Origin of the sequence: Micromonospora sp. LHW51205, assembly GCF_003315815.1 — a bacterium.
Lineage (GTDB): Bacteria > Actinomycetota > Actinomycetes > Mycobacteriales > Micromonosporaceae > Micromonospora > Micromonospora chalcea.
Genome location: NZ_QMEZ01000010.1, coordinates 1 through 20,209 on the forward strand (window position 1 = coordinate 1; position 20,209 = coordinate 20,209).

Below are 20,209 nucleotides of genomic sequence, written 5' to 3' on the forward strand. Positions count from 1 at the left end.
GGCCGATCCTGGCCGACTGGGCGCGTTCCTGGCGCGCCTTCCGCGCCGCTGCCCGGCATCAGGTCAAGGACGCCGGATACGTCACCGCCTACCACGGCGTGCGGCTGCCGAAGTACGCGGCGAAGACCGCCGTGTACGCGCCGCTGGGCCTGTTCCGGGGCCTCGGGCGGGCGCTGCGGTGGGCCAGCGCCGAGGAAGGCAACTGGCACCTGCGGCAGGCCGCCGCGTCCCGGGGTGACGCGGACACGTGGATGAAGCTCGACGCCCGCCGCCAGCGCCAGACCGTCTGGCGGTGGTGGGTACTCGCCGCGACGGCCACCGCTACCGTCGCCGGTGCGGTGGTGCTGGCGCTCGGCCCCGCGTGGTGGCGCTACGCCGCCCTGCTCGCTCTGGTGCCGCTGCTGGCCACCCTCGGCCGCCCGGCCGACAAGCCGCTCACTGACCGGGTGACCGAGGGCAACCGCTACCGCAAGCTCACCGCCGACCTGGTCCGGCGGGCGCTCACGTCGCTGCAAATGAGCGGCATCAACAGCGCGGTTGCCAAGGATCCGAAGGCGATCAGCTTCCCGGTCGACATTCACCGCGACGGCCCCGGCCACCTGGCCGTCGTCGACCTCCCGTACGGGGTGGAGGCCGCCGAGGTGGTCGCCCGCCGGGGCAAGCTCGCGTCGGCGATGCGCCTGCCGCTTGATCAGGTGTGGCCCGAGCCCGCGCCCGGGCACACCGGCCGACTCGCCCTCTGGGTCGGCTACGAACCGGCCTCGCAGATGAAGCAACCCCCGTGGCCGCTGCTGTCCGCTGGCGCGAAGGTGGACGTGTTCAAGGCGTTCCCGTTCGCCACCACCCCCCGCCTGGACACCGTGGCGGTGGATCTGATGTTCCGCAACTTCCTGTTCGGCGGTCAGCCCGGCTCCGGGAAGACGTTCGCGCTGCGGGATCTGATCCTGGCCGCCGCCCTCGACCCGCGCGCCGAGATCCGGGGCTACGAACTCAAGGGCGTCGGGGACTTCGCCGTGCTTGAGCAGGTGATGGCCGAGTACGGCAACGGCTTCGATGACGACACCCTCGCCCGCTGCTTCGGCTTCATCGAGTGGCTGTATGAGGAGTGCCGCCGCCGCTCCAAGCGCATCGAGCACTACGCCCGCCTCGGCAAGGCCCCGGAGAACAAGGTCACGCCCGAGCTGGCGTCGCTCAAGGGGTCCGGGCTGCACCCCCTGGTGGCGTGGTTCGATGAGCTGCAAGAGCTGATGACCAGCAAGTACGGCAAGGACGCCGGGGAACTGCTGGAGAAGGTCATCAAGCTGGGCCGCGCCCTCGGGGTGATCATCATGATCGGCACGCAGATCCCCGACAAGGACAGCCTCCCGACCGGCATCACCCGCAACGTCAACTCCCGCTTCTGCCTGTCCGTGGCCGACCAGACCGCGAACGACATGATCCTCGGCACGTCGGCCTACAAGAACGGCTACCGCGCCACGGTGTTCCAGCCGGTGATCGAGGCGGGGTGGGGCATCCTGCGGGGGTTCGGGCCGAAGGCGTCGGCGGTGCGCTCGTTCTACGTCGACACCACCGCCGCCGCCCGCATCGTCACCCGCGCCGTCGCCCTGCGCCAGGCGGCGGGGACGCTGCCCAAGCCGGACGAGCAGACCCGCGACATCGCGCCGGTGGCGGACGTGCTCGGCGACCTGGCACGGGTGTGGCCGGGCGACGACAAGGCCGCCTGGAACGAGACACTGTGCGGCCTCCTGGCCGACCTGCGGCCCGACACCTACGGCGGGTGGGAGGCGGCGCAGCTCACCACCGCGCTCAAGCCCCACCCGGCCGTGAAGGTCGCCGACGTGGGCCGCCGCATCGACGGCAAGCCGGTGACCCGGCGCGGCATCAAGCACGCCGACCTTCTGGCCGCGATTGCGGAGCGTGACCGCAAGCGGTCCGCCAGCTAACCGGCCCCGTGGGTGCTAGCGCTAGCGGCCCGCGCTGCTAGCGCTAGCACCCCCGCTAGCACCCCGCACGAATCATGAGCTGCCCGCTAGTAGCTAGCAGCTCACGGCCGCTCACACCCGAAAACCGGCCCGGGAGGCACTTGTGGACCCCCTGCTCACCCTCGCTAGCGTCACCGCCGCCATCCTCGCCCTGATCACGCTCGGTTACGCCGCGCTGTGCTGGGTCATCCCCTTCACAACCTGCAAACGATGCGCCGGCACCGGCCACACCACCACCCGCATCCTCCACCGACCCCGCGCCTGCCGCCGCTGCGACCGAGGCATGCGACTCCGCCTCGGACGGCGCGTCTACAACGTCTTCCACCGGCTGCGCGCCGAGGCCCACCGATGAACCGCCGCGACGCTCACACCGACTGGTGCGGGCGGGACCACCGGTGCGGCCTCGGCGAGCACCGCTCGCCAGAGATCGTGGTCAACATCCCCGGTCACGCCCGCGCTGTCCTCGTCCGGGTGCGCACAGCCGCAGGGCGGGAGCACGCCGAGGTGCGCGTCCGCGTGGCGCTCGCCGCCGGGGAACTGGCCGCCCGGCGGCAGTTGGTCGGGCTGCTCGGCGACGTGCGCGAGGCCGTCACCCGCGCCGCCATCACCGCGCGGCCCCGGCCGAGGCGGGCCGCGCGGTGACCGGCAGACAGTGGCTCGCCGCGTCCACGATCCTCGGCCGACCGGTCACCGACGCCGAGCCCTACCCGCACATCTGCCGCCGAACGCTGGCCGCCGCCGACGCCCTGAGCGGTCGGCCGGTCTACCTCCTGCCACGTAACTGCGCCGCCTGCGCACAGGAGCGCCACGAACGCACCCACCGGCAACCCGACCCGGCGGGCGGGGCGGTGGTCGACCTGACCGCCGTCCGTTCTCGCCGCCGTGCCGCTTGATTCTTCGACCTTTGGAAGGGAGGCCCTTGTGTCCCGTCCTGATCTTCTGGCCGCCGCGCTGGCGTGTGCCGCGCGTGGCTGGCATGTGTTCCCGCTACGTCCCGACCGCCCGAGCCCCGCTGACGCGGATGAGCCGAAGCGCCCGGCGTTCCCGGCCCGCTGCACTGCCGAGCGCTGCGACCTGACCGACTCGCGCTGCCGGGCCGCCAGCCGTCACGTGGGGTGGGAGGAACGCGCCACCACCGACCCCGAGCGGATTCGGCGGGCGTGGTCGATGCGCGCTTACGGGGTGGGTGTCGCGTGCGGCCCGTCCGGTCTGGTGGTGGTCGACCTGGACGTGCGCAAGCCCGGCCAGACCATGCCGCCCGGCTACGAGGGATGCCCGCACGGGCTGCGAACGCTCGCCGCGCTGGCCGCCGCGCACGCCGCCACGATCGACGCGACGTACACCGTGACCACCGGCCGAGGCGGCACCCACCTGTACTACCGGCACCCGGACACCGGCCCGGCGCTGCGTAACACCGCCGGAACGCTCGGCCCGATGGTCGACACCCGCGCCCACGGCGGTTACGTCGTGGCAGCCGGATCAACGGTCGCGGGCCGACCGTACGTGGTGGCGCTGGACTGCGAGCCCGCGCCGCTGCCCGCGTGGCTGGCCGGACTGCTCACCGTGCCGGCACGGCCCGCGTATCGGCCGACCGCGGTTGCCTTGCCGCCGGACCGGCGCGGCCGGTACGTCGCTGCCGCGATCCGCCGTCAGGTCGCTCACCTCACCGCCGCCGCCGAAGGCGGCCGGAACGCCGCGCTGTTCGCCTCGGCGGTGGCCCTCGGGCAGCTCGCCGCCGGGGGCGCGATCACCAACGCGGACGTGTACGCCGTGCTGGAGCCCGCCGCGCTGTCGACCGGGCTGCGCCACGGGGAAATTGCCCGCACGATCGCGTCCGGGCTGCGCGTCGGCGCACGCCAGCCGCGCCGCCTGAGCAACACGGGAAGGGCAGCATGACCGGCACGCGGTTGCAGGTCGGCACCGGCCCGGAGACCATCCGGACCCTGAAAGCCGCCCTGACGGACGGGTTGCTGCCCGACACGTACGTGTCGGCCGGGCAGCTGGTGCACATGGAAGCCGTCTCGGGTGACCTCGCGCCAGCCGCCGATGAGGACTCACCGCTGCCGGTGTCCGCCAGCGTGGTCACCCCGGCTGGGCTGGCCGGGCTGCTCGCCGAGCACGCCTACGTCTACCGGGTGAAGACCCGCAAGGGCGACGGCGGTGACCCGGAGATGTACGAAGAGGAAGTCACCCCGCCCCGGGACACGCTGTCATCCGTCCTAGCAGGGAAAACGTGGCCGGGTGTGGCGCCGCTGCGCGGGATCATCGGCGCACCCGTCCTGCGGCGTGACGGCACCCTGTTGCAGCAACCCGGCTACGACAAGGCCACCGGCCTCTACCTGGCAACCCGGGTGGCGCTGCCGCCCGTGCCCGACGAGCCCACCGCCGAGCAGGTCGCCGAGGCGCGCACGTTCCTTCTCGGCCGGTTCCTGCGCGACTTCCCCTGGGCCAGCGCCGCCGATCGGGCCAACTACGTGGCGCTGCTGGCCACGCCGATCCTGCGGCACTTCACCCGCTCCCTGACCCCGTTCGCGCTCATCGACGCGACCATGCCCTCATCGGGCAAGACGATCCTCACCGCCGGACCGGGGATGCTCTACGGGCAGCGCGTCATGAACTGGGCCTACTCCGACGAGGAACTCCGCAAGTCCATCACGGCGGTGTTTGCCGAACAGGTGGGCGTGGTCATCTGGGACAACCTGGCCGAGGGCACCGTCATCGACTCCGCCGTGCTCGCCCAGCTCGTCACCAACGGCGTGTGGTCCGACCGGCAGCTTGGTGCGTCGCGGAACATCGCCACCGTCAACGACCGGCTGTGGATGGCCACCGGCAACAACCTGCAAGTCGGCGGGGACATGGCCTCCCGCACCGTCCGGGTGCATCTCGACCCGGACATGCCTCGCCCCGAACTACGCGACCAGACCGGGTTCGGCATTCCGCATCTTGACCAGTGGATCACCGTTCCCGCGAATCAGCTCACCGTGCTGTGGCACCTCCTGGTGCTGGTGCTCGACTGGACGCGGCAGGGAGCACACCGGGCGGCCGGGCTGTCGATGCGGCAGTTCACCCCGTGGGCGCAAGCCCTCGGCGGATTCCTGGCCCACCACGGCATCGACGGGTTCCTCACCAACGCCGCCGAGGTACGGGAAATCGATGAAGACGAAACGCGCTGGCGCGCGTTCCTCACCACCTGGCACGACCGCCACGGCAGTCGACGTTTGACGGCCGCTGACCTGCGCCGCGACGCAGAACCAATGCACCTCGGCAGCGACGAACACGACCCGTGGGACGGGCAATTCATCACCACCCACAACGGCCGCCTACCCAACCCCCTGCAACTCGGCCGGCTGCTCACCGGCCAAGCCGGACGCTGGCGCGGCGATCACGTCATCCGCGCCGGGAAAAACGAACGCGGCGACCGGGCCGTGTTCTGGGTCGAACGCCACCAGGACTGAGCCCGCTGAACCATCTCCGCATCTCCGCAACGCCGCACCAACCCCCTGCCACCAGGGAAAACAGCCTGCGGAGATCAAACCATCAGGAATCATCGATCTCCGCATCTCCGCACGATCTTGCGGAGATCACGGTCTCTTGCGGAGATCCCCCTCAGTAGAACTCCGCATCTCCGCAAGCATTCGCCCAGCTCGCAGCCATGTTTGCGGAGATGCGGAGATGCGGAGATGGTTCAGCCCCTCCCACAACGAGCCTCAACCGACCGCAACCCATCGACGTAGACCGGCCCGCTGAGAGCCACACAGACGGATCTGCCCTATGCCTTACACCAACCCTGCTCGGATCTCGCGTCTCCGTCGCTCTCAGCGGGCCGTTCTGCGCCGTTCTGCCGCACCGCCACCCACACCCTCCACACCCGACCCGCAACGACCGAAAGGCGCTCACCGTGCGAATCAGGCTGCACGGCACACCCGCTGAAACAGCCGCTGCGCTCACCGCCATCGCCCAAGTGCTGCACATCCGCCACGTCTCCCAGCCCTACCCCGACCACCGATCCCAGATGTTCCAGCGCATCTACCTCCACGCCACCCCGAGGGAGGACACCCGCACATGACTGTCCCGAAGCGCCCGGAGCGGGGGACGACTCGCACCGCTCGTCACCTCACCATCGCCGACGTTTGCGACGACCTCGGAATCAGCCGGTCAACCTTCTACGACTGGCGAGCAAAGCGAAAGGGGCCACCGGCCCGCAAGCTGCCGAACGGCGAGATTCGGATCGAACGCCGCGACTACGAATCCTGGCTTGAATCGCTCTATGAGGAGGCCGCTTGAACACCACCTACGAAGTGCGTATCTGGTCAATCGAAACGTACGAAGGGCAGAGGGGCCGCACCTATCGCGTCCGCTGGCGCGTGGCCGAGCGACGACAGAAGCAGGTCTTCAAGACAAAGGCTCTCGCGGAAGGCTTCCGCTCGGAGCTGGTCACCGCCTCCCGCAAGGGTGAGGCGTTCGATATCGAGACGGGCTATCCGATCTCGATGCGCCGCGACACCGCCGTCATGTCCTGGTACGACCTGGCTTGCGCTTTCGCCGACATGAAATGGCCGCACGTGGCCGCCACGACCAGGCGTACACATGCGGAAGCCCTGACGGCGCTGACCGTGCTCATGCTGAGCAACGCGAGGGGTCGCCCAGACGGCAAAGTGCTCCGCCACGCCCTCAGCCGCTGGGCCTTCAACACCCCGCGCCGCACGGCCGACAACGTGCCTGAACAGGTGCGGAAGACGCTCGATTGGGTGCGGCGGAACACCCGTGACGTGGCAAGCCTCAGCCGCGCCGAGGTGCTGCGCCCGGTGTTGGACGGCCTCACCGTTCGACTCGACGGAGCGCCGGCCGCCCCGAGCGTCATCAGCCGACGCCGGAAGATATTCAATACCGCGATCGAATACGCGGTGGAGAGGCGACTCTTACCGGCAAACCCGCTCCCAAAGCTGAAGTGGAAGCCACCGAAAACCGTCTCCACCATCGACCGGCGTTCGGTCGCCAACCCGGTGCAGGTGCGAACCCTGCTGGAAGGGGTGCGAGAGCAGGGCCGTATCGGTCCGCGAATGGTGGCTTTCTACGCCTGCCTGTACTACGCCGCACTTCGGCCGGAGGAAGCCGTACGCCTCGCCAAACCGAACCTCCACCTGCCCGATAAAGGTTGGGGGGAATTCATCCTTGATGGAGCCGATCCTCACGCCGGCCGTGAATGGACCGACAGCGGAAAGAACCGTGACAGTCGACAACTCAAGCAGCGAGCGCGAGGGGAGACGCGAACGGTTCCCTGTCCGCCCGAGCTGACCGCGATCATTCACGCGCACGTCGGGTTGTTCGGCTACGGACCGAACGGTCGCCTGTTCGTGGGGGAGCGCAACAAGGAGGAACTTCCCAAGGGCACGATCAACCGCGTGTGGCGGTGGGCGCGGGCCGCTGTGTTCACGCCCGAGGTGCATGCCTCGCCGCTGGCCCGTACCCCGTACGACCTGCGGCACGCTGCCGTGTCGACGTGGCTCAACGGGGGAGTGCCGCCAACGCAGGTCGCCGAGTGGGCAGGGCAGTCGGTGGAGGTGTTGCTCAGGATCTATGCCAAGTGCCTTGACGGCGGTGACGCGGCTCTCCGGCAGCGCATCGAAAGAGCGCTCGGGCACGGCTGAGGGTGCCCGCGTTCCGTGGCACGCATTTGGCACAGATGCCCGCCATGGGCCGGTGACGGCCGGACATGGCCGGACAGATGATGAAGGCCCCTGACCGGGTTTCGCCTGGTCAGGGGCCTTTTTGTGCTGTTCATGGAAGGTGCCCCCGGCAGGATTCGAACCTGCGCTCCCGCCTCCGGAGGGCGGTGCTCTATCCCCTGAGCTACGGGGGCTCAGCGACCCGAGAAGAGTAGCAAACCCCCTCCCGGATCACCGAATCGGTACCCCGCGAGTCGATCTTCGTCGGATCAGGCGGCGGCGACGGCGCGACCACAGCTCGGCAGCGGATGCAGCACGACGCGCCGGGGCAGCCGACGGGGCCATTCGTTGCGCGGCCACGAGCCGTCCACGATCAGGTGCACCGTGCGCTCCTCGGCGCCGCTGAGCCGCAGCACGAAGTCCCGGGGCAGCGGAGGATCCACCGACGGCGTGGTGACCATGAACCGCACCCGTCCCCGCGACGAGACCGCCGAGACCACGTCGGCGGCGGGCATGGTGCCGCGCAGGCGTACCCGGCCGATCCAGTAGACCTCGGCGGCGTGCTCCTGGGCCGCCCGCGTGATCGTCGGGTACTCGCTGCGTACCCACCGCTCGACCGCGCTGACGCACAGGCCGCAGGCCCGCTCGCGCGGCTCGCGCGGCCCCAGACCCCAGGCCCGCAGGTACGCCCCGACGGTGCCGGCGTCCATCGCCAGCCCGAACCGGCGCTCGATGAGGGCGGTCAGGCTCTGCCGTGTCCAGAGCTCCTCGTCGAGGCCGAACTCGTCGGGGTGGACCCCCCGGAGCACGTCGATGAGTTCGAGTTCCTGTTCGCGGCTGAGCGTTCCCGGCTCGCCCTGCCGCAGTCCGCGACGGACGGCTGCCACCGCTCCGTCACCGCCGATGGTGTGGCGTCGGCACCAGCTGGTCACCGACCGCCCTGCGTCTCTGAGTGCAACCCCCACGTCTTGGGCAACGAGCCCGAATCGCAACTGGTCACGATATGTGGGTAGAAAACTCTCCAACCCCCACAATGACCCGTTAACCCCAAACCGTTACAAACCCCCAAACCGGGACATCTCACCCCCGGCCCCAACCTTCGACGTGGCCTCTCCGTCCCACCTCGACCGGCCCGCCTGCCTCAAACACATCACCCCGGGCCACGAGCCCACCCTTGATCGACTCCATCTCGCCGAAGTGGCTGCATCACACCCACCCTGATCTCGCCACCTCCCCGAACTGGTGTCGATCAAGAGCGGGGATGCCGCCACTTCCCCGAGCTGGTGTCGATCAAGCTCCGAACCGGAAGCGCGGGTACGCGAGGCGGGTGGGATGCCCCTGTCGGGCCGGCCCTCGGCCACCAGCCGACCCTCGGCACGGCCACCCCGTCCCACCCCGTCCTACCTCGACCGGCCAGCCTGCCCGAGCACATCACCCTGCTCTTGATCCACTCCACCTCGCCGAAGTGGTTGCATCCCACCCACCTTGACCCCGCCACCTCCCCGAACTGGTGTCGATCAAGGGCGGGGATAACGCCACCTCCCCGAGCTGGAGTGGATCAAGAGCGGGGAGGCGGCCGCTTCCCCGAGCTGGAGTGGATCAAGCACCGACCGGAAGCACGGACGCGCGAGGGGCGGGCGAGGATGCCCTGTCGGGCCGACCCGGGCCGTCCTCGCCCATCCTCCCGCGATCTTGCACTTGCGGCCCTCGCGTAACGGGGCGAATCCGGCATGGCCGGGGCAGTAACTGCAAGATCGCCGGGGCGGGCGGGCGGGCGGGCGGGTGAGGGCGGGACGGGGGAGGCCCGGTGCCCCTGGGAAGGGGGACCGGGCCTCGGGGGTCTTGCGGGGTGGCGGGTGGTGTTACGGGGTGCCGCCCAGGCGCTTCAGCGCCGCGCTCAGGTTGGTCAGGTCGTTCTGCTGCGTGTTCTTCATGACCTGCGCGACCGCCAGCACGTCGTCGTCACGCCCCTGCTCGAGGATGCCGTCGATCATGTGCACGCCGCCGATGTGGTGGCGGATCATCATCTGCAGGAAGAGCACGTCGAACTCGCGGCCGCTCGCGGCGCGCAGCTTCGCCATCTCCTCCGGCGTGGCCATGCCCGGCATCAGGCCGTCCTTGATCAGCCCGCCGCCGTCCTTCATCCACGCCATCGGCGCCTGCCCGCCGGTCGGGTCCAGCTTCCAGGACCGCAGCCAGGTCTGCATGGTGCCGATCTCGCCCTGCTGGCCGGTGGCGATGTCCACGCCGACCTGGCGTACCTCAGGGTCCTGCCCCTGGTTGAACGCGAGCAGCCCCATGGCCACGGCCTGGTTGTGGTGGGCGGTCATGTCCCGGGCGAACCCGGCCTCCGCCGAGTTCTCACCCGGCCGGGTGAGCGTGGGGGTGAGCAGACCGCCGGCGTACCCGAGGAGCAGCCCGACCACGAGGGCGGCGACCACCGCCGGCAGGCCGTAACGGCGCATCGCGCCCCGGCCGCCCTGGTCGGCGGCCGGAGCCTCGTCCAGTTCGCTGTCGGTGGTCACCGAAGCGGTCATCGCGGCGTCGTCCTTACTGGGTGGGCTGCTGGGGCATGGTGTTCTGCAGGTTGTCGCGCGGAGCGGTGCCGGTGGCCGTGACGCCCTGGTCGCAGAGCGCGTTCGGGCCCTCGATGGAGGCGTTCACCCGCAGCGTCTTGATGAAGTCGTCGATGCGGCCGTCGTCGGCGTTGTCGACCTTGAGCTGGTAGCCCCAGGCCTGCAGCGAGATCGGCTTGTCCAGCCCCTCGAACGGGCTGAGCATCAGCTTCTCCTTGCCCTGCACCTTGCTCTTGAGCTTCTCCACCTGGTCGGCGGGCAGGTCCGGGCGGTAGGTGATCCACACCGTGCCGTGCTCCAGGCTGTGCACCGCGTGCTCGTTGGCGATCGGGGCGTCGTAGACGTCACCCATGCAGTTCTGCCAGGCCTGGTTGTGCGGGCCGCCGACCGGCGGGAGGACGTCGTACTTGATCGCGCCGGGCTGGTGGTTGCCGCCCTTGACCAGGTCCTTGTCCTTCTCGCGGTAGTCGACGATGCCGTTGATCGCCTGGGCCCGCTTCTCCCACGGCTGGCCGCCCTGGTAGACCGCCCAGGCGCCGACGCCGATGATGCCCACGGCCAGCACGCCGACCGCGACGAACAGGGCGATCGGGCCCCACGAGCGACCCTGGCTCACCTTCACCGGGGCGATCGGCTTGCGGCCCTTGCCGCCGGCACCGGGCCGTGGCGTGCCCTTGCCGCCCCCGGCCTTGCCCGCGCCGGCCTTCGCGGCTGGCTTGTCGGCAGCCGCGGGCCGGCCGGCGGCCGGCTTCTTGCCGGTGCTGACCACGGTGGGACGGCGCTCCGGGCCGCCCGGGGTGCTGATGCTCATCGTGCCTCGTCAGGTCGGTCGGTCAGGGGGACCGCGGGGCCGGTTCACATGCTGGGTCGCCGCCGCGGTGCCCGAGTCTACCCCCGATAACATGGATCAGTGACTCCCGCAGAACTCGCCGAGGTCGTCCTCGCCGCAGCCCACGCCGTCTTCGACGAGCGCGGGCTGGACCGCGCCGCGCTGCCCGCGCAGACCACCGTCGAGCGACCCCGTAACCCGGATCACGGCGACTACGCCTCGACGCTGGCGCTCCAGCTCAGCAAGAAGGTGGGCGTACCCCCGCGGGAACTGGCGACCGCGCTGGCCGACGAGCTGGCCAAGGCGCCGGGGGTCAAGTCGGTGGAGATCGCCGGGCCGGGCTTCCTGAACGTCCGCCTCGACGCGGCCGCCGCCGGTCAGCTCGCCAAGCTCATCGTCGAGGCCGGCCCGGCGTACGGGAGCAGCGACACCCTCGCCGGGCAGCGGATCAACCTGGAGTTCGTCTCCGCGAACCCGACCGGCCCGGTGCACATCGGCGGGGTCCGCTGGGCGGCCGTCGGTGACGCGCTCAGCCGACTGCTGCGCGCCACCGGCGCCGAGGTCGGCACCGAGTACTACTTCAACGACGCCGGCTCCCAGATCGACCGGTTCGCCCGCTCGCTGCTGGCCGCCGCGCAGGGCCAGCCCGCGCCGGAGGACGGCTACGGCGGCGCGTACATCGCGGAGATCGCCGCCGAGGTGGTCCGCCGCCGGCCGGACGTGCTCGACCTCACCCCGGACGCCGCCGAGGAGGTCTTCCGGACCGAGGGCGTCCAGCTCATGTTCGCCGAGATCAAGTCCTCGCTGCGCGACTTCGGTGTGGAGTTCGACACCTACTTCAACGAGAAGGACCTGCACGACCAGGGCGCGCTGGACGCGGCGCTGGCCCGGCTGCGGGAGCAGGGGCACGTCTTCGAGTCCGAGGGCGCGACCTGGCTGCGCACCACCGAGTTCGGCGACGACAAGGACCGGGTGCTGCGCAAGTCCAACGGCGAGTGGACGTACTTCGCCGCCGACTGCGCCTACTACCTGAACAAGCGGGAGCGCGGCTTCGACCGGGTCGTGATCATGCTGGGCGCCGACCACCACGGCTACATCGGCCGGATGAAGGCGATGTCGGCCTGCTTCGGCGACGACCCGGCGCGCAACCTGGAGATCCTCATCGGCCAGCTGGTCAACCTGGTCCGCGACGGCGCCCCGGTGCGGATGAGTAAGCGGGCCGGCACCGTGGTCACGCTGGAGGACCTGGTCGACGCGATCGGCGTGGACGCGGCCCGGTACGCGCTGGCCCGCTACTCGGCCGACTCGCCCATCGACATCGACGTGGAGCTGTGGACCCGGGCGAAGAACGACAACCCGGTCTACTACGTCCAGTACGTCGCGGCGCGTACCGCAGGGGTGGCCCGCAACGCGGCCGAGATCGGGCTGACCCGGGGTGACGCCGCCGCGTTCCAGCCCGAGCTGCTCGGCCACGACAAGGAGAACGAGCTGCTCAAGGCGCTCGCCGAGTTCCCCGCGGTGGTGGCCACCGCCGCCGAGCTGCGGGAGCCGCACCGGGTGGCGCGCTACCTGGAGGAGAGCGTCGCGCAGGCGTACCACCGGTTCTACGACAACTGCCGGATCGCCCCGCAGGGCGACGAGAAGATCACCGACACCCACCGGGCGCGGCTCTGGCTCAACGACGCGACCCGGGTGGTCATCGCCAACGGCCTGCGCCTGCTCGGGGTGTCCGCGCCGGAGCGGATGTAGTCATGCGGGCGCATGAGGCAGGAGCGCTGCACGGCGAGATCGGCAGCCGGGGGCCGGCCTGGCTGCGTACCCCGGTCGACGTCAACGCCCTGGTGCCGCAGCTGTGGCCGCGCAACGTGGTGCGCGGCCCGGCCGGCGCGCTGACCGTCGCGGGCCTGGACGTCCGCGACCTGGCCGCCGAGTACGGCACCCCGGCGTACGTGCTGGACGAGGACGACCTGCGCGAGCGCTGCCGCGAGTTCCGCGCGGCTTTCCCGGACACGGACGTCTACTACGCCGGCAAGGCCTTCCTGTGCCGCGCGGTGGTCCGGATGATCGCCGAGGAGGGCCTGTTCCTCGATGTCTGCACCGGCGGTGAGCTGGCCACCGCGCTGTCGGCCGGGATGCCGGCGGAGCGGATCGGCTTCCACGGCAACAACAAGTCGGTCGCCGAGCTGACCCGGGCGGTCGACGCCGGGGTGGGGCGGATCATCGTCGACTCGTTCACCGAGATCGACCGGCTCTCCGAGCTGGCCCGCGAGCGCGGGGTACGCCCGAAGGTGCTGGTCCGGGTCACCGTCGGCGTGGAGGCACACACCCACGAGTTCATCGCCACCGCGCACGAGGACCAGAAGTTCGGCTTCTCGCTCGCCGGCGGCGCCGCCGCCGCGGCCGCGTTCAAGATCCTCGACGAGGACGTGCTGGAGCTGCGCGGCCTGCACTCGCACATCGGCTCGCAGATCTTCGACGCCAGCGGCTTCGAGGTGTCCGCCCGCCGGGTGCTCGCGCTCCAGTCGCAGATCCGCGACGCCCGCGGCGTGGAGCTGCCCGAGCTGGACCTGGGCGGCGGCTTCGGCATCGCGTACACCACCCAGGACGACCCGGCGTCGCCGCACGACCTGGCGAAGCGCCTGCGCAAGATCGTCGACGGGGAGTGCGCGGCGGAGAACCTCGCCGTGCCGCACCTGTCGGTCGAGCCGGGCCGCGCGATCGTCGGCCCGGCCGTGTTCACGCTCTACCAGGCCGGGACCGTGAAGGACGTGGACGGCCTCCGCACCTACGTGAGCGTGGACGGGGGGATGAGCGACAACATCCGTACCGCGCTCTACGACGCCTCGTACTCGGCCACGATGGCGAACCGCACGTCGACGGCGCAGCCGATGCTCGCCCGCGTGGTGGGAAAGCATTGTGAGTCCGGGGACATCGTGGTGAAGGATGAATTTCTGCCCGCCGACGTGCAGCCCGGAGATCTTGTTGCGGTGCCCGGCACCGGGGCGTACTGCCGGAGCATGGCCAGCAACTACAACCATGTCCCGCGGCCCCCGGTCGTCGCCGTCCGTGACGGTCGGGCGCGGCTGATCGTCCGCCGGGAGACCGAAGACGACCTGCTGGCATTGGATGTGGGATGACCTCACCGGTTCGCTTGGCGCTGCTCGGCTGTGGCACGGTCGGTAGCGACGTGGTCCGACTGCTGCACGAGCAGTCGGCCGACCTCGCCGCCCGGATCGGCGCCCCGCTGGAGATCGCCGGGATCGCCGTACGCCGGCTCGGCCGTGACCGCGGCGACCTGCCGGTCGACCCGGCGCTGTTCACCACCGACGCGCTCGGGCTGATCAAACGCGACGACGTGGACGTGGTGGTCGAGGTGGTCGGCGGCATCGAGCCGGCCCGCGGCTGGCTCGTCGAGGCGCTGCGCGCGGGCAAGAGCGTGGTCACCGCCAACAAGGCGCTGCTCGCCGAGGACGGCGCGACGCTGCACGACGCCGCCGCCGAGGGCGGCGCCGACCTCTACTACGAGGCGAGCGTCGCCGGGGCGATCCCGCTGCTGCGCCCGCTGCGCGAGTCGCTGCACGGTGACCGGATCACCCGGGTCACCGGCATCGTGAACGGCACCACCAACTTCATCCTCTCCGCCATGGACGCCACCGGCGCCGGCTTCGCCGAGGCGCTGGAGGAGGCCACCGAGCTGGGGTACGCCGAGGCGGACCCGACGGCCGACGTGGAGGGCTTCGACGCCGCCGCCAAGGCCGCCATCCTCGCCTCGCTGGCGTTCCACACCCGGGTGACCGCCGCCGACGTGCACCGCGAGGGCATCACCGAGGTGACCGCCGCCGACGTGGCCAGCGCCAAGGCCATGGGCTGCACGATCAAGCTGCTCTGCATCGCCGCCCGGGGCGTCGACCCGGAGGGCCGGGAGACGGTGAACGTCCGGGTGCACCCGGCGATGATCCCGCTGACCCACCCGCTCGCGAGCGTCGGCGACGCGTTCAACGCGGTGTTCGTCGAGGCCGACGCGGCCGGGCAGCTCATGTTCTACGGCCGGGGCGCCGGTGGCGCGCCCACCGCCAGCGCGGTGCTCGGCGACGTGGTGGCGGTGGCCCGCAACCGTCTCGCCGGGGTGCGCGCGGCGAGCGAGTCGGCGTACGCCGACCTGTCGGTGCGGCCGATGGGCGAGGCGCTCACCCGCTACCACATCAGCCTCGACGTGGCCGACCGCCCGGGTGTGCTGGCCGGGGTGGCGGGGGTCTTCGCCCGGCACGAGGTGTCCATCGCCACGGTGCGGCAGGGCCCGGCCGGCGGCGACGCGGAACTGGTTATCGTCACCCACGTCGCGCCCGACGCCGCGCTCGCGGCCACCGTCCGTGAGCTGCGCGGACTGGACATCGTCCGCTCGGTGACGAGCGTGCTGCGGGTGGAGGGCGGCGCGTAACCGGCGCGTCCCGCCTGATGGTTAAGGCAGGGTGTGCCGGTGGCCGGCCGGGCAGGCTGGTCCACGCTGTTGGCAGGCCCCGGAGCGGGGCGACAGAGGCGAGGAGCGCGACATGTGGCGGGGACTGATCGAGGCGTACCGGGACCGGCTGCCGGTCACCGACGCGACTCCCGTCGTCACCCTGCACGAGGGCAACACGCCGCTGCTGCCGGCACCGGTGCTCTCCGCCCGGGTCGGCGCGGACGTCTGGCTCAAGGTCGAAGGGGCCAACCCGACCGGCTCGTTCAAGGACCGGGGCATGACGGTCGCCGTCTCCAAGGCCGTCGAGGCCGGTGACAAGGCGATCATCTGCGCGTCCACCGGCAACACCAGCGCCTCCGCCGCCGCGTACGCGGCCCGCGCCGGGATCACCTGCGCGGTGCTGGTGCCGCAGGGCAAGATCGCGCTGGGCAAGCTGGCCCAGGCGCTCGTGCACGGCGCGAAGCTGCTCCAGGTGCAGGGCAACTTCGACGACTGCCTCGGGCTGGCCGGCAAGCTCGCCCAGGACTACCCGGTCGCGCTGGTCAACTCCGTCAACATCGACCGGCTGCACGGCCAGAAGACCGCCGCCTTCGAGATCGTCGAGGCGCTCGGCGACGCGCCCGACATCCACTGCCTGCCGGTCGGCAACGCCGGCAACATCACCGCGTACTGGATGGGCTACTCCGAGGACCTGCGCGACGGCAACGCCACGAAGGCCCCCCGGATGTACGGCTTCCAGGCCGCCGGCGCGGCCCCCATCGTCACCGGCCAGGTGGTGCCGGAGCCGTCCACGATCGCCACCGCCATCCGGATCGGCAACCCGGCGAGCTGGACCAAGGCCCTCGACGCGCGGGACGCCTCCGGCGGCCTGATCTCCGCCGTCACCGACCGGGAGATCCTGTCGGCGTACCGGCTGCTGGCCCGCGAGGTGGGCGTCTTCGTGGAGCTGGGCAGCGCGGCCAGCGTCGCCGGTCTGCTCCAGCAGGCCGCCGCCGGCAAGGTGCCGGCCGGGTCGCGGGTGGTCTGCACGGTCACCGGGCACGGTCTGAAGGACCCGGAGTGGGCCATCTCGACCGCGCCCGCGCCGGTGACGATCGCCAACGACGCGCTGGCCGCCGCGCGCTCCCTCGACCTGGTCTGATCCCTCCGTCTCCCGCGTCGTTCCCGGACCGGCCGGCGCCCTCCGCGCTCGACCCATGCCAGTTCGGGGAGGTGGCGGTATCCCCGCCCTTGATCGACTCCAGATCGGGGAAGTGGCGGGATCGGGGTGGGTGGGACGCAACCACCTCGGCGAAGTGGAGTCGATCAAGGCGGGTGCGGGCGACCCTCAAGCACGGCGATGTCATCGGCTGGGGCGGATGCCGGGAGTGTCGGGCCGTGCGGCAGACTCAGGGCCCCGCAAACCCCCTCTTCAGGAGTGAGTAACGCCGATGTCGCTGCTCGCCAGATTCAGTCTCGCCAACCGGGGCCTGATCGCCCTCGTCGCGTTGGTGACGACGGCGTTCGGGCTGTTCGCCGTGCCGTCGCTGAAGCAGCAGCTCCTGCCGTCGCTGGAGTTTCCCGCCGCGTTCATCGTGGCGACGTACCCGGGTGCCGCGCCGGAGATCGTCGAAGCCCAGGTCGCCGAGCCGATCGAGAACAGCCTCAAGGGCATCCCGGGCCTGGAGACGGTCACCTCGACCTCGCGCGAGGGCTCGGCCACGGTCCAGGTGCAGTACGAGTTCGGCACCGACCTGGACGACGTGGTCAACAAGATGGAGACCGCGCTCAACCGGATCGATGCCCAGTTGCCCGAGGGCGTCGACCCGCAGGTGATCGCCGGCAGCACCGACGACCTGCCCGCCGTGGTGGTCGCCGCGACCGGTGACGGCGACGAGCGGGCGCTGGCCGAGAAGCTGCGTACCGCCGTCGTGCCGGAGCTGGAGGCGCTGGACGGGGTCCGGTCGGTGGACGTCACCGGCGCCCGGGACCAGATCGTGACGATCACGCCGGACCCGGCGAAGCTCGCCGCCGCCCGGGTGGCGCCGACCGCCATCGCGTCGGCGCTCAAGAGCAACGGTGTGGCGGTGCCGGCGGGCGCGCTCGCCGACGGCGACCGGTCGCTGCCGGTGCAGGTGGGCACGCCGATCCGTACGCTCGACGACCTGCGCGGCATCGTGCTCACCACGGCGCCCGCCGCCCCGGTACGCCTCGGCGACGTCGCAGCGGTGGAGCAGCAGCTCGCCCCGGCGACCTCGTTGACCCGTACCAACGGCAAGCCCAGCCTGGGCATCGCGGTGACGGCCGCTCCGGACGGCAACGCGGTGGAGATCTCGCACGAGATCCGGGACCGGCTGGACGAGCTGGGTGACGCCGCGGGCGCCGAGCTGACAGTGGTCTTCGACCAGGCCCCGTTCGTCGAGAAGTCCATCGAGAGCCTGACCACCGAGGGCCTGCTGGGCCTGGTCATGGCGGTCGTGGTGATCCTGGTGTTCCTGCTGTCGGTGCGTTCCACGGTGGTCACCGCGGTGTCCATCCCGCTGTCGGTGCTGGTCGCGCTGATCGTGCTCTGGTCCGGCGACTACTCGCTCAACCTGCTCACCCTGGGCGCGCTGACCATCGCGGTGGGCCGGGTGGTGGACGACTCCATCGTGGTGCTGGAGAACATCAAACGGCACCTGGAGTACGGCGAGCCGAAGCGGGACGCGATTCTCACCGCGGTCCGCGAGGTGGCCGGCGCGGTGACCGCGTCCACGCTCACCACTGTCGCCGTGTTCGCGCCGATCGCCCTGGTGGGCGGCTTCGTCGGGCAGCTCTTCGCCCCGTTCGCGATCACCGTGACGGTGGCGCTGCTCGCCTCGCTGCTGGTGTCGCTCACTGTCATCCCGGTGCTGGCGTACTGGTTCCTGCGGCCGCGCGGCGGCGCCGACGACGCCGCGGCCCGGCGGGAGGCCGAGGAGAAGGAGCTGCGCAACCCGCTGCAGCGGGCGTACCTGCCGGTGATCGACTTCGCCACCCGCTCCCGGAAGACCCGGTGGGCGACCGTCGGCCTGGGCCTGCTGGTGCTCCTGGGCACGTTCGGGCTGGCACAGAAGCTGGAGACGAACTTCCTGGACGACTCGGGCCAGGACACGCTCGCCATCCGGCAGGAGATGCCGGCCGGCACCTCGCTCGCCGGCACCGACCGGGCCGCCGCGCGGATCGAGGAGGTGCTGCGGCGTACCCCCGGGGTGGAGACCTACCAGGTCAGCGCCGGTGGTGGCGACAACCCGTTCGCCGGCGGCGGCAGCGACCGGGCCACCTGGTCGCTGTCGCTCTCCGACGACACCGACGCCGCGACGGTACGCCAGGGCCTGCGCAAGGAGTTCGACGCGCTCGGCCCGGAGGTGGGCGAGCTGACGTTCGGCGGCGGGCAGAACGCCTCGGCCAACCAGGTCGAGGTGGTGGTGCAGGCCGCCGACCAGGAGACGCTGACCCGGGCGGCCGAGGCGGTACGTGCCGCGATGGCCGACACGCCGGGCGTGGAGGACGTCACCAGCAGCCTGGCCACGCGGGTGCCCCGCGTCGAGGTGACTGTGGACCGGGTCGCCGCGGCCCGCGCCGGGCTCACCGAGGCGGCCGTCGGGCAGCTCGTCGCGCAGGTGTACCGGGGTGCGCCGCTGGGCCAGGTCACGCTCGACGGCACGGCTCAGACCGTGGTCCTGAGCAGCGGTGCCCGGCCGCCGCTGACCGTGGCGGAGCTGCGGGCGCTGCCGGTCGGCGCGGTGCCGCTGGACGCGATCGCGGACGTCAACCAGGTCGAGGGCCCGCAGCAGGTGACCCGGATCGACGGCGAGCGCAGCGTCTCGGTCACCGGCACGGCGACCGGCTCGAACCTCGGCGCCACCACGCAGGAGCTGCAGAAGCGGCTGGACGCGCTGGACGTGCCGGGCGCCACGTACGAGATCGGCGGCGTCAGCGCCGACCAGGCGGACGCGTTCGCGGACCTCGGGCTCGCGGTGCTGGCCGCCATCGCGATCGTCTTCCTGATCATGGTGGCCACGTTCCGCAGCCTCACCCAGGCGCTGATCCTGCTGATCTCGGTGCCGTTCGCGGCGACCGGGGCGATCGGGCTGCTGCTGGTCACCGGGACGCCGCTGGGCGTGCCGGCGCTGATCGGCGTGCTCATGCTCGTCGGCATCGTGGTGACGAACGCGATCGTGCTGCTGGATCTGATCAACCAGTACCGGGCGCAGGGCATGGATGTGACCGAGGCCGTGGTGGAGGGCGGCCGGCGCCGGCTGCGGCCGATCCTGATGACAGCCGTCGCGACGATCTTCGCGTTGCTGCCGATGGCGCTCGGCCTGACCGGTGAGGGCGGCTTCATCTCCAAGCCGCTGGCGATCGTGGTGATCGGCGGCCTGCTCAGCTCGACGTTGTTGACGCTGGTGCTGGTGCCGACGCTCTACACGATGGTGGAGCACACCAAGGGCTCGTTCCGGGCCCGGCGCCGGGGCGCGGCGGCGCCGGTCGAGCCGGAGCCGGCGGCCGATCCGGTGCCGGTGCCGGTCGGCGGCGGCGAGGAGCGCGTCGAGGAGCGGGCTCAGGTCGCGCCGCCACCGGCCCGCCCGTCGGGCGCGCTGATCGACGGTACGGACCAGTTCGAGGTGCTCCGCCTGCCCAAGAGCCGCCGTTCCCCGCTTCCCCCCACCGAGTGACGGGTCGGGAGGGGCCCGCGC

The 20,209-nt window shown here is 71.3% G+C and carries 15 protein-coding genes and 1 tRNA gene; 12 read left to right on the forward strand and 4 right to left on the reverse strand.

The window, feature by feature from the left end; genetic code table 11:
* From DQE82_RS27105 to DQE82_RS27140, 7 genes are all read left to right on the forward strand, one after another.
* Nucleotides 1-1,943: cell division protein FtsK (locus DQE82_RS27105; protein ID WP_199496138.1), on the forward strand; the 1,943-nt coding region annotated here is incomplete at its 5' end.
* Between the two features lie 387 nt (nucleotides 1,944-2,330).
* Nucleotides 2,331-2,624: a hypothetical protein gene (locus tag DQE82_RS27115; protein ID WP_113974600.1), complete on the forward strand. Its 294-nt coding sequence runs from the start codon at nucleotides 2,331-2,333 to the stop codon at nucleotides 2,622-2,624.
* Nucleotides 2,621-2,875, forward strand: a complete 255-nt coding sequence (locus tag DQE82_RS27120; RefSeq protein WP_113974601.1) for a hypothetical protein — start codon at nucleotides 2,621-2,623, stop codon at nucleotides 2,873-2,875. The genes DQE82_RS27115 and DQE82_RS27120 overlap by 4 nt, the downstream gene beginning before the upstream one ends.
* Before the next feature lie 28 nt (nucleotides 2,876-2,903).
* Nucleotides 2,904-3,878 (forward strand): bifunctional DNA primase/polymerase, encoded by a 975-nt coding sequence (locus DQE82_RS27125; protein ID WP_113974602.1) that lies wholly within the window; start codon nucleotides 2,904-2,906, stop codon nucleotides 3,876-3,878.
* Nucleotides 3,875-5,437, forward strand: a complete 1,563-nt coding sequence (locus DQE82_RS27130; protein ID WP_113974603.1) for a hypothetical protein — start codon at nucleotides 3,875-3,877, stop codon at nucleotides 5,435-5,437. Before DQE82_RS27125 ends, DQE82_RS27130 begins: the two co-directional genes overlap by 4 nt.
* Before the next feature lie 607 nt (nucleotides 5,438-6,044).
* Nucleotides 6,045-6,266: an AlpA family transcriptional regulator gene (locus tag DQE82_RS27135; protein WP_013475345.1), complete on the forward strand. Its 222-nt coding sequence runs from the start codon at nucleotides 6,045-6,047 to the stop codon at nucleotides 6,264-6,266.
* Nucleotides 6,263-7,630, forward strand: coding sequence for an integrase (locus DQE82_RS27140; protein ID WP_013475346.1), 1,368 nt, complete (start codon nucleotides 6,263-6,265; stop codon nucleotides 7,628-7,630). Before DQE82_RS27135 ends, DQE82_RS27140 begins: the two co-directional genes overlap by 4 nt.
* A 140-nt stretch (nucleotides 7,631-7,770) precedes the next feature.
* On the opposite strand, the gene DQE82_RS27145 is transcribed toward DQE82_RS27140, so the two are convergent.
* The 4 genes from DQE82_RS27145 to DQE82_RS27160 all read right to left on the reverse strand — a co-directional run bounded on the left by DQE82_RS27145 (nucleotide 7,771) and on the right by DQE82_RS27160 (nucleotide 11,035).
* Nucleotides 7,771-7,842: transfer RNA gene (locus DQE82_RS27145), tRNA-Arg, on the reverse strand.
* Nucleotides 7,843-7,917: 75 nt separating this feature from the next.
* Entirely contained in the window at nucleotides 7,918-8,613 is a 696-nt protein-coding gene (locus tag DQE82_RS27150) for a winged helix-turn-helix domain-containing protein (RefSeq protein ID WP_064447847.1), read from the reverse strand.
* Nucleotides 8,614-9,510: 897 nt separating this feature from the next.
* Nucleotides 9,511-10,185 (reverse strand): DUF305 domain-containing protein, encoded by a 675-nt coding sequence (locus DQE82_RS27155; protein ID WP_113974604.1) that lies wholly within the window; start codon nucleotides 10,183-10,185, stop codon nucleotides 9,511-9,513.
* A gap of 13 nt (nucleotides 10,186-10,198) precedes the next feature.
* Nucleotides 10,199-11,035, reverse strand: a complete 837-nt coding sequence (locus DQE82_RS27160) for a DUF3105 domain-containing protein (RefSeq protein WP_043328620.1) — start codon at nucleotides 11,033-11,035, stop codon at nucleotides 10,199-10,201.
* Nucleotides 11,036-11,134: 99 nt separating this feature from the next.
* On the opposite strand from DQE82_RS27160, the gene argS reads away from it, so the two are divergent.
* The 5 genes from argS to DQE82_RS27185 all read left to right on the forward strand — a co-directional run bounded on the left by argS (nucleotide 11,135) and on the right by DQE82_RS27185 (nucleotide 20,188).
* Nucleotides 11,135-12,802, forward strand: coding sequence for an arginine--tRNA ligase (gene argS / locus DQE82_RS27165; RefSeq protein WP_064447846.1), 1,668 nt, complete (start codon nucleotides 11,135-11,137; stop codon nucleotides 12,800-12,802).
* Nucleotides 12,803-12,804: 2 nt separating this feature from the next.
* On the forward strand, nucleotides 12,805-14,190 hold the full coding sequence (gene lysA / locus DQE82_RS27170) for a diaminopimelate decarboxylase (RefSeq protein WP_113974605.1): 1,386 nt from the start codon (nucleotides 12,805-12,807) through the stop codon (nucleotides 14,188-14,190).
* Nucleotides 14,187-15,491 carry a homoserine dehydrogenase gene (locus DQE82_RS27175; RefSeq protein ID WP_043328623.1) on the forward strand — a complete coding sequence of 435 codons (1,305 nt, stop codon included), beginning with the start codon at nucleotides 14,187-14,189 and terminating at the stop codon, nucleotides 15,489-15,491. The genes lysA and DQE82_RS27175 overlap by 4 nt, the downstream gene beginning before the upstream one ends.
* Nucleotides 15,492-15,603: 112 nt before the next feature.
* Nucleotides 15,604-16,653 (forward strand): threonine synthase, encoded by a 1,050-nt coding sequence (gene thrC / locus DQE82_RS27180; RefSeq protein WP_043328624.1) that lies wholly within the window; start codon nucleotides 15,604-15,606, stop codon nucleotides 16,651-16,653.
* 289 nt (nucleotides 16,654-16,942) lie between these two features.
* The gene (locus DQE82_RS27185) at nucleotides 16,943-20,188 is read left to right on the forward strand and encodes an efflux RND transporter permease subunit (RefSeq protein WP_043328625.1); all 3,246 of its coding nucleotides are present in this window, start codon (nucleotides 16,943-16,945) and stop codon (nucleotides 20,186-20,188) included.
* The last annotated feature ends 21 nt before the right edge of the window (nucleotides 20,189-20,209 follow it).

Bases quoted from the DNA above. Each gene is read 5' to 3' on its own strand.
- DQE82_RS27115 (WP_113974600.1), top strand. From the start codon at position 2,331: ATGAACCGCCGCGACGCTCACACCGACTGGTGCGGGCGGGACCACCGG.
- DQE82_RS27130 (WP_113974603.1), top strand. From the start codon at position 3,875: ATGACCGGCACGCGGTTGCAGGTCGGCACCGGCCCGGAGACCATCCGG.
- DQE82_RS27135 (WP_013475345.1), top strand. From the start codon at position 6,045: ATGACTGTCCCGAAGCGCCCGGAGCGGGGGACGACTCGCACCGCTCGT.
- DQE82_RS27155 (WP_113974604.1), bottom strand. From the start codon at position 10,185: ATGACCGCTTCGGTGACCACCGACAGCGAACTGGACGAGGCTCCGGCC.
- DQE82_RS27160 (WP_043328620.1), bottom strand. From the start codon at position 11,035: ATGAGCATCAGCACCCCGGGCGGCCCGGAGCGCCGTCCCACCGTGGTC.
- lysA (WP_113974605.1), top strand. From the start codon at position 12,805: ATGCGGGCGCATGAGGCAGGAGCGCTGCACGGCGAGATCGGCAGCCGG.
- DQE82_RS27175 (WP_043328623.1), top strand. From the start codon at position 14,187: ATGACCTCACCGGTTCGCTTGGCGCTGCTCGGCTGTGGCACGGTCGGT.
- thrC (WP_043328624.1), top strand. From the start codon at position 15,604: ATGTGGCGGGGACTGATCGAGGCGTACCGGGACCGGCTGCCGGTCACC.
- DQE82_RS27185 (WP_043328625.1), top strand. From the start codon at position 16,943: ATGTCGCTGCTCGCCAGATTCAGTCTCGCCAACCGGGGCCTGATCGCC.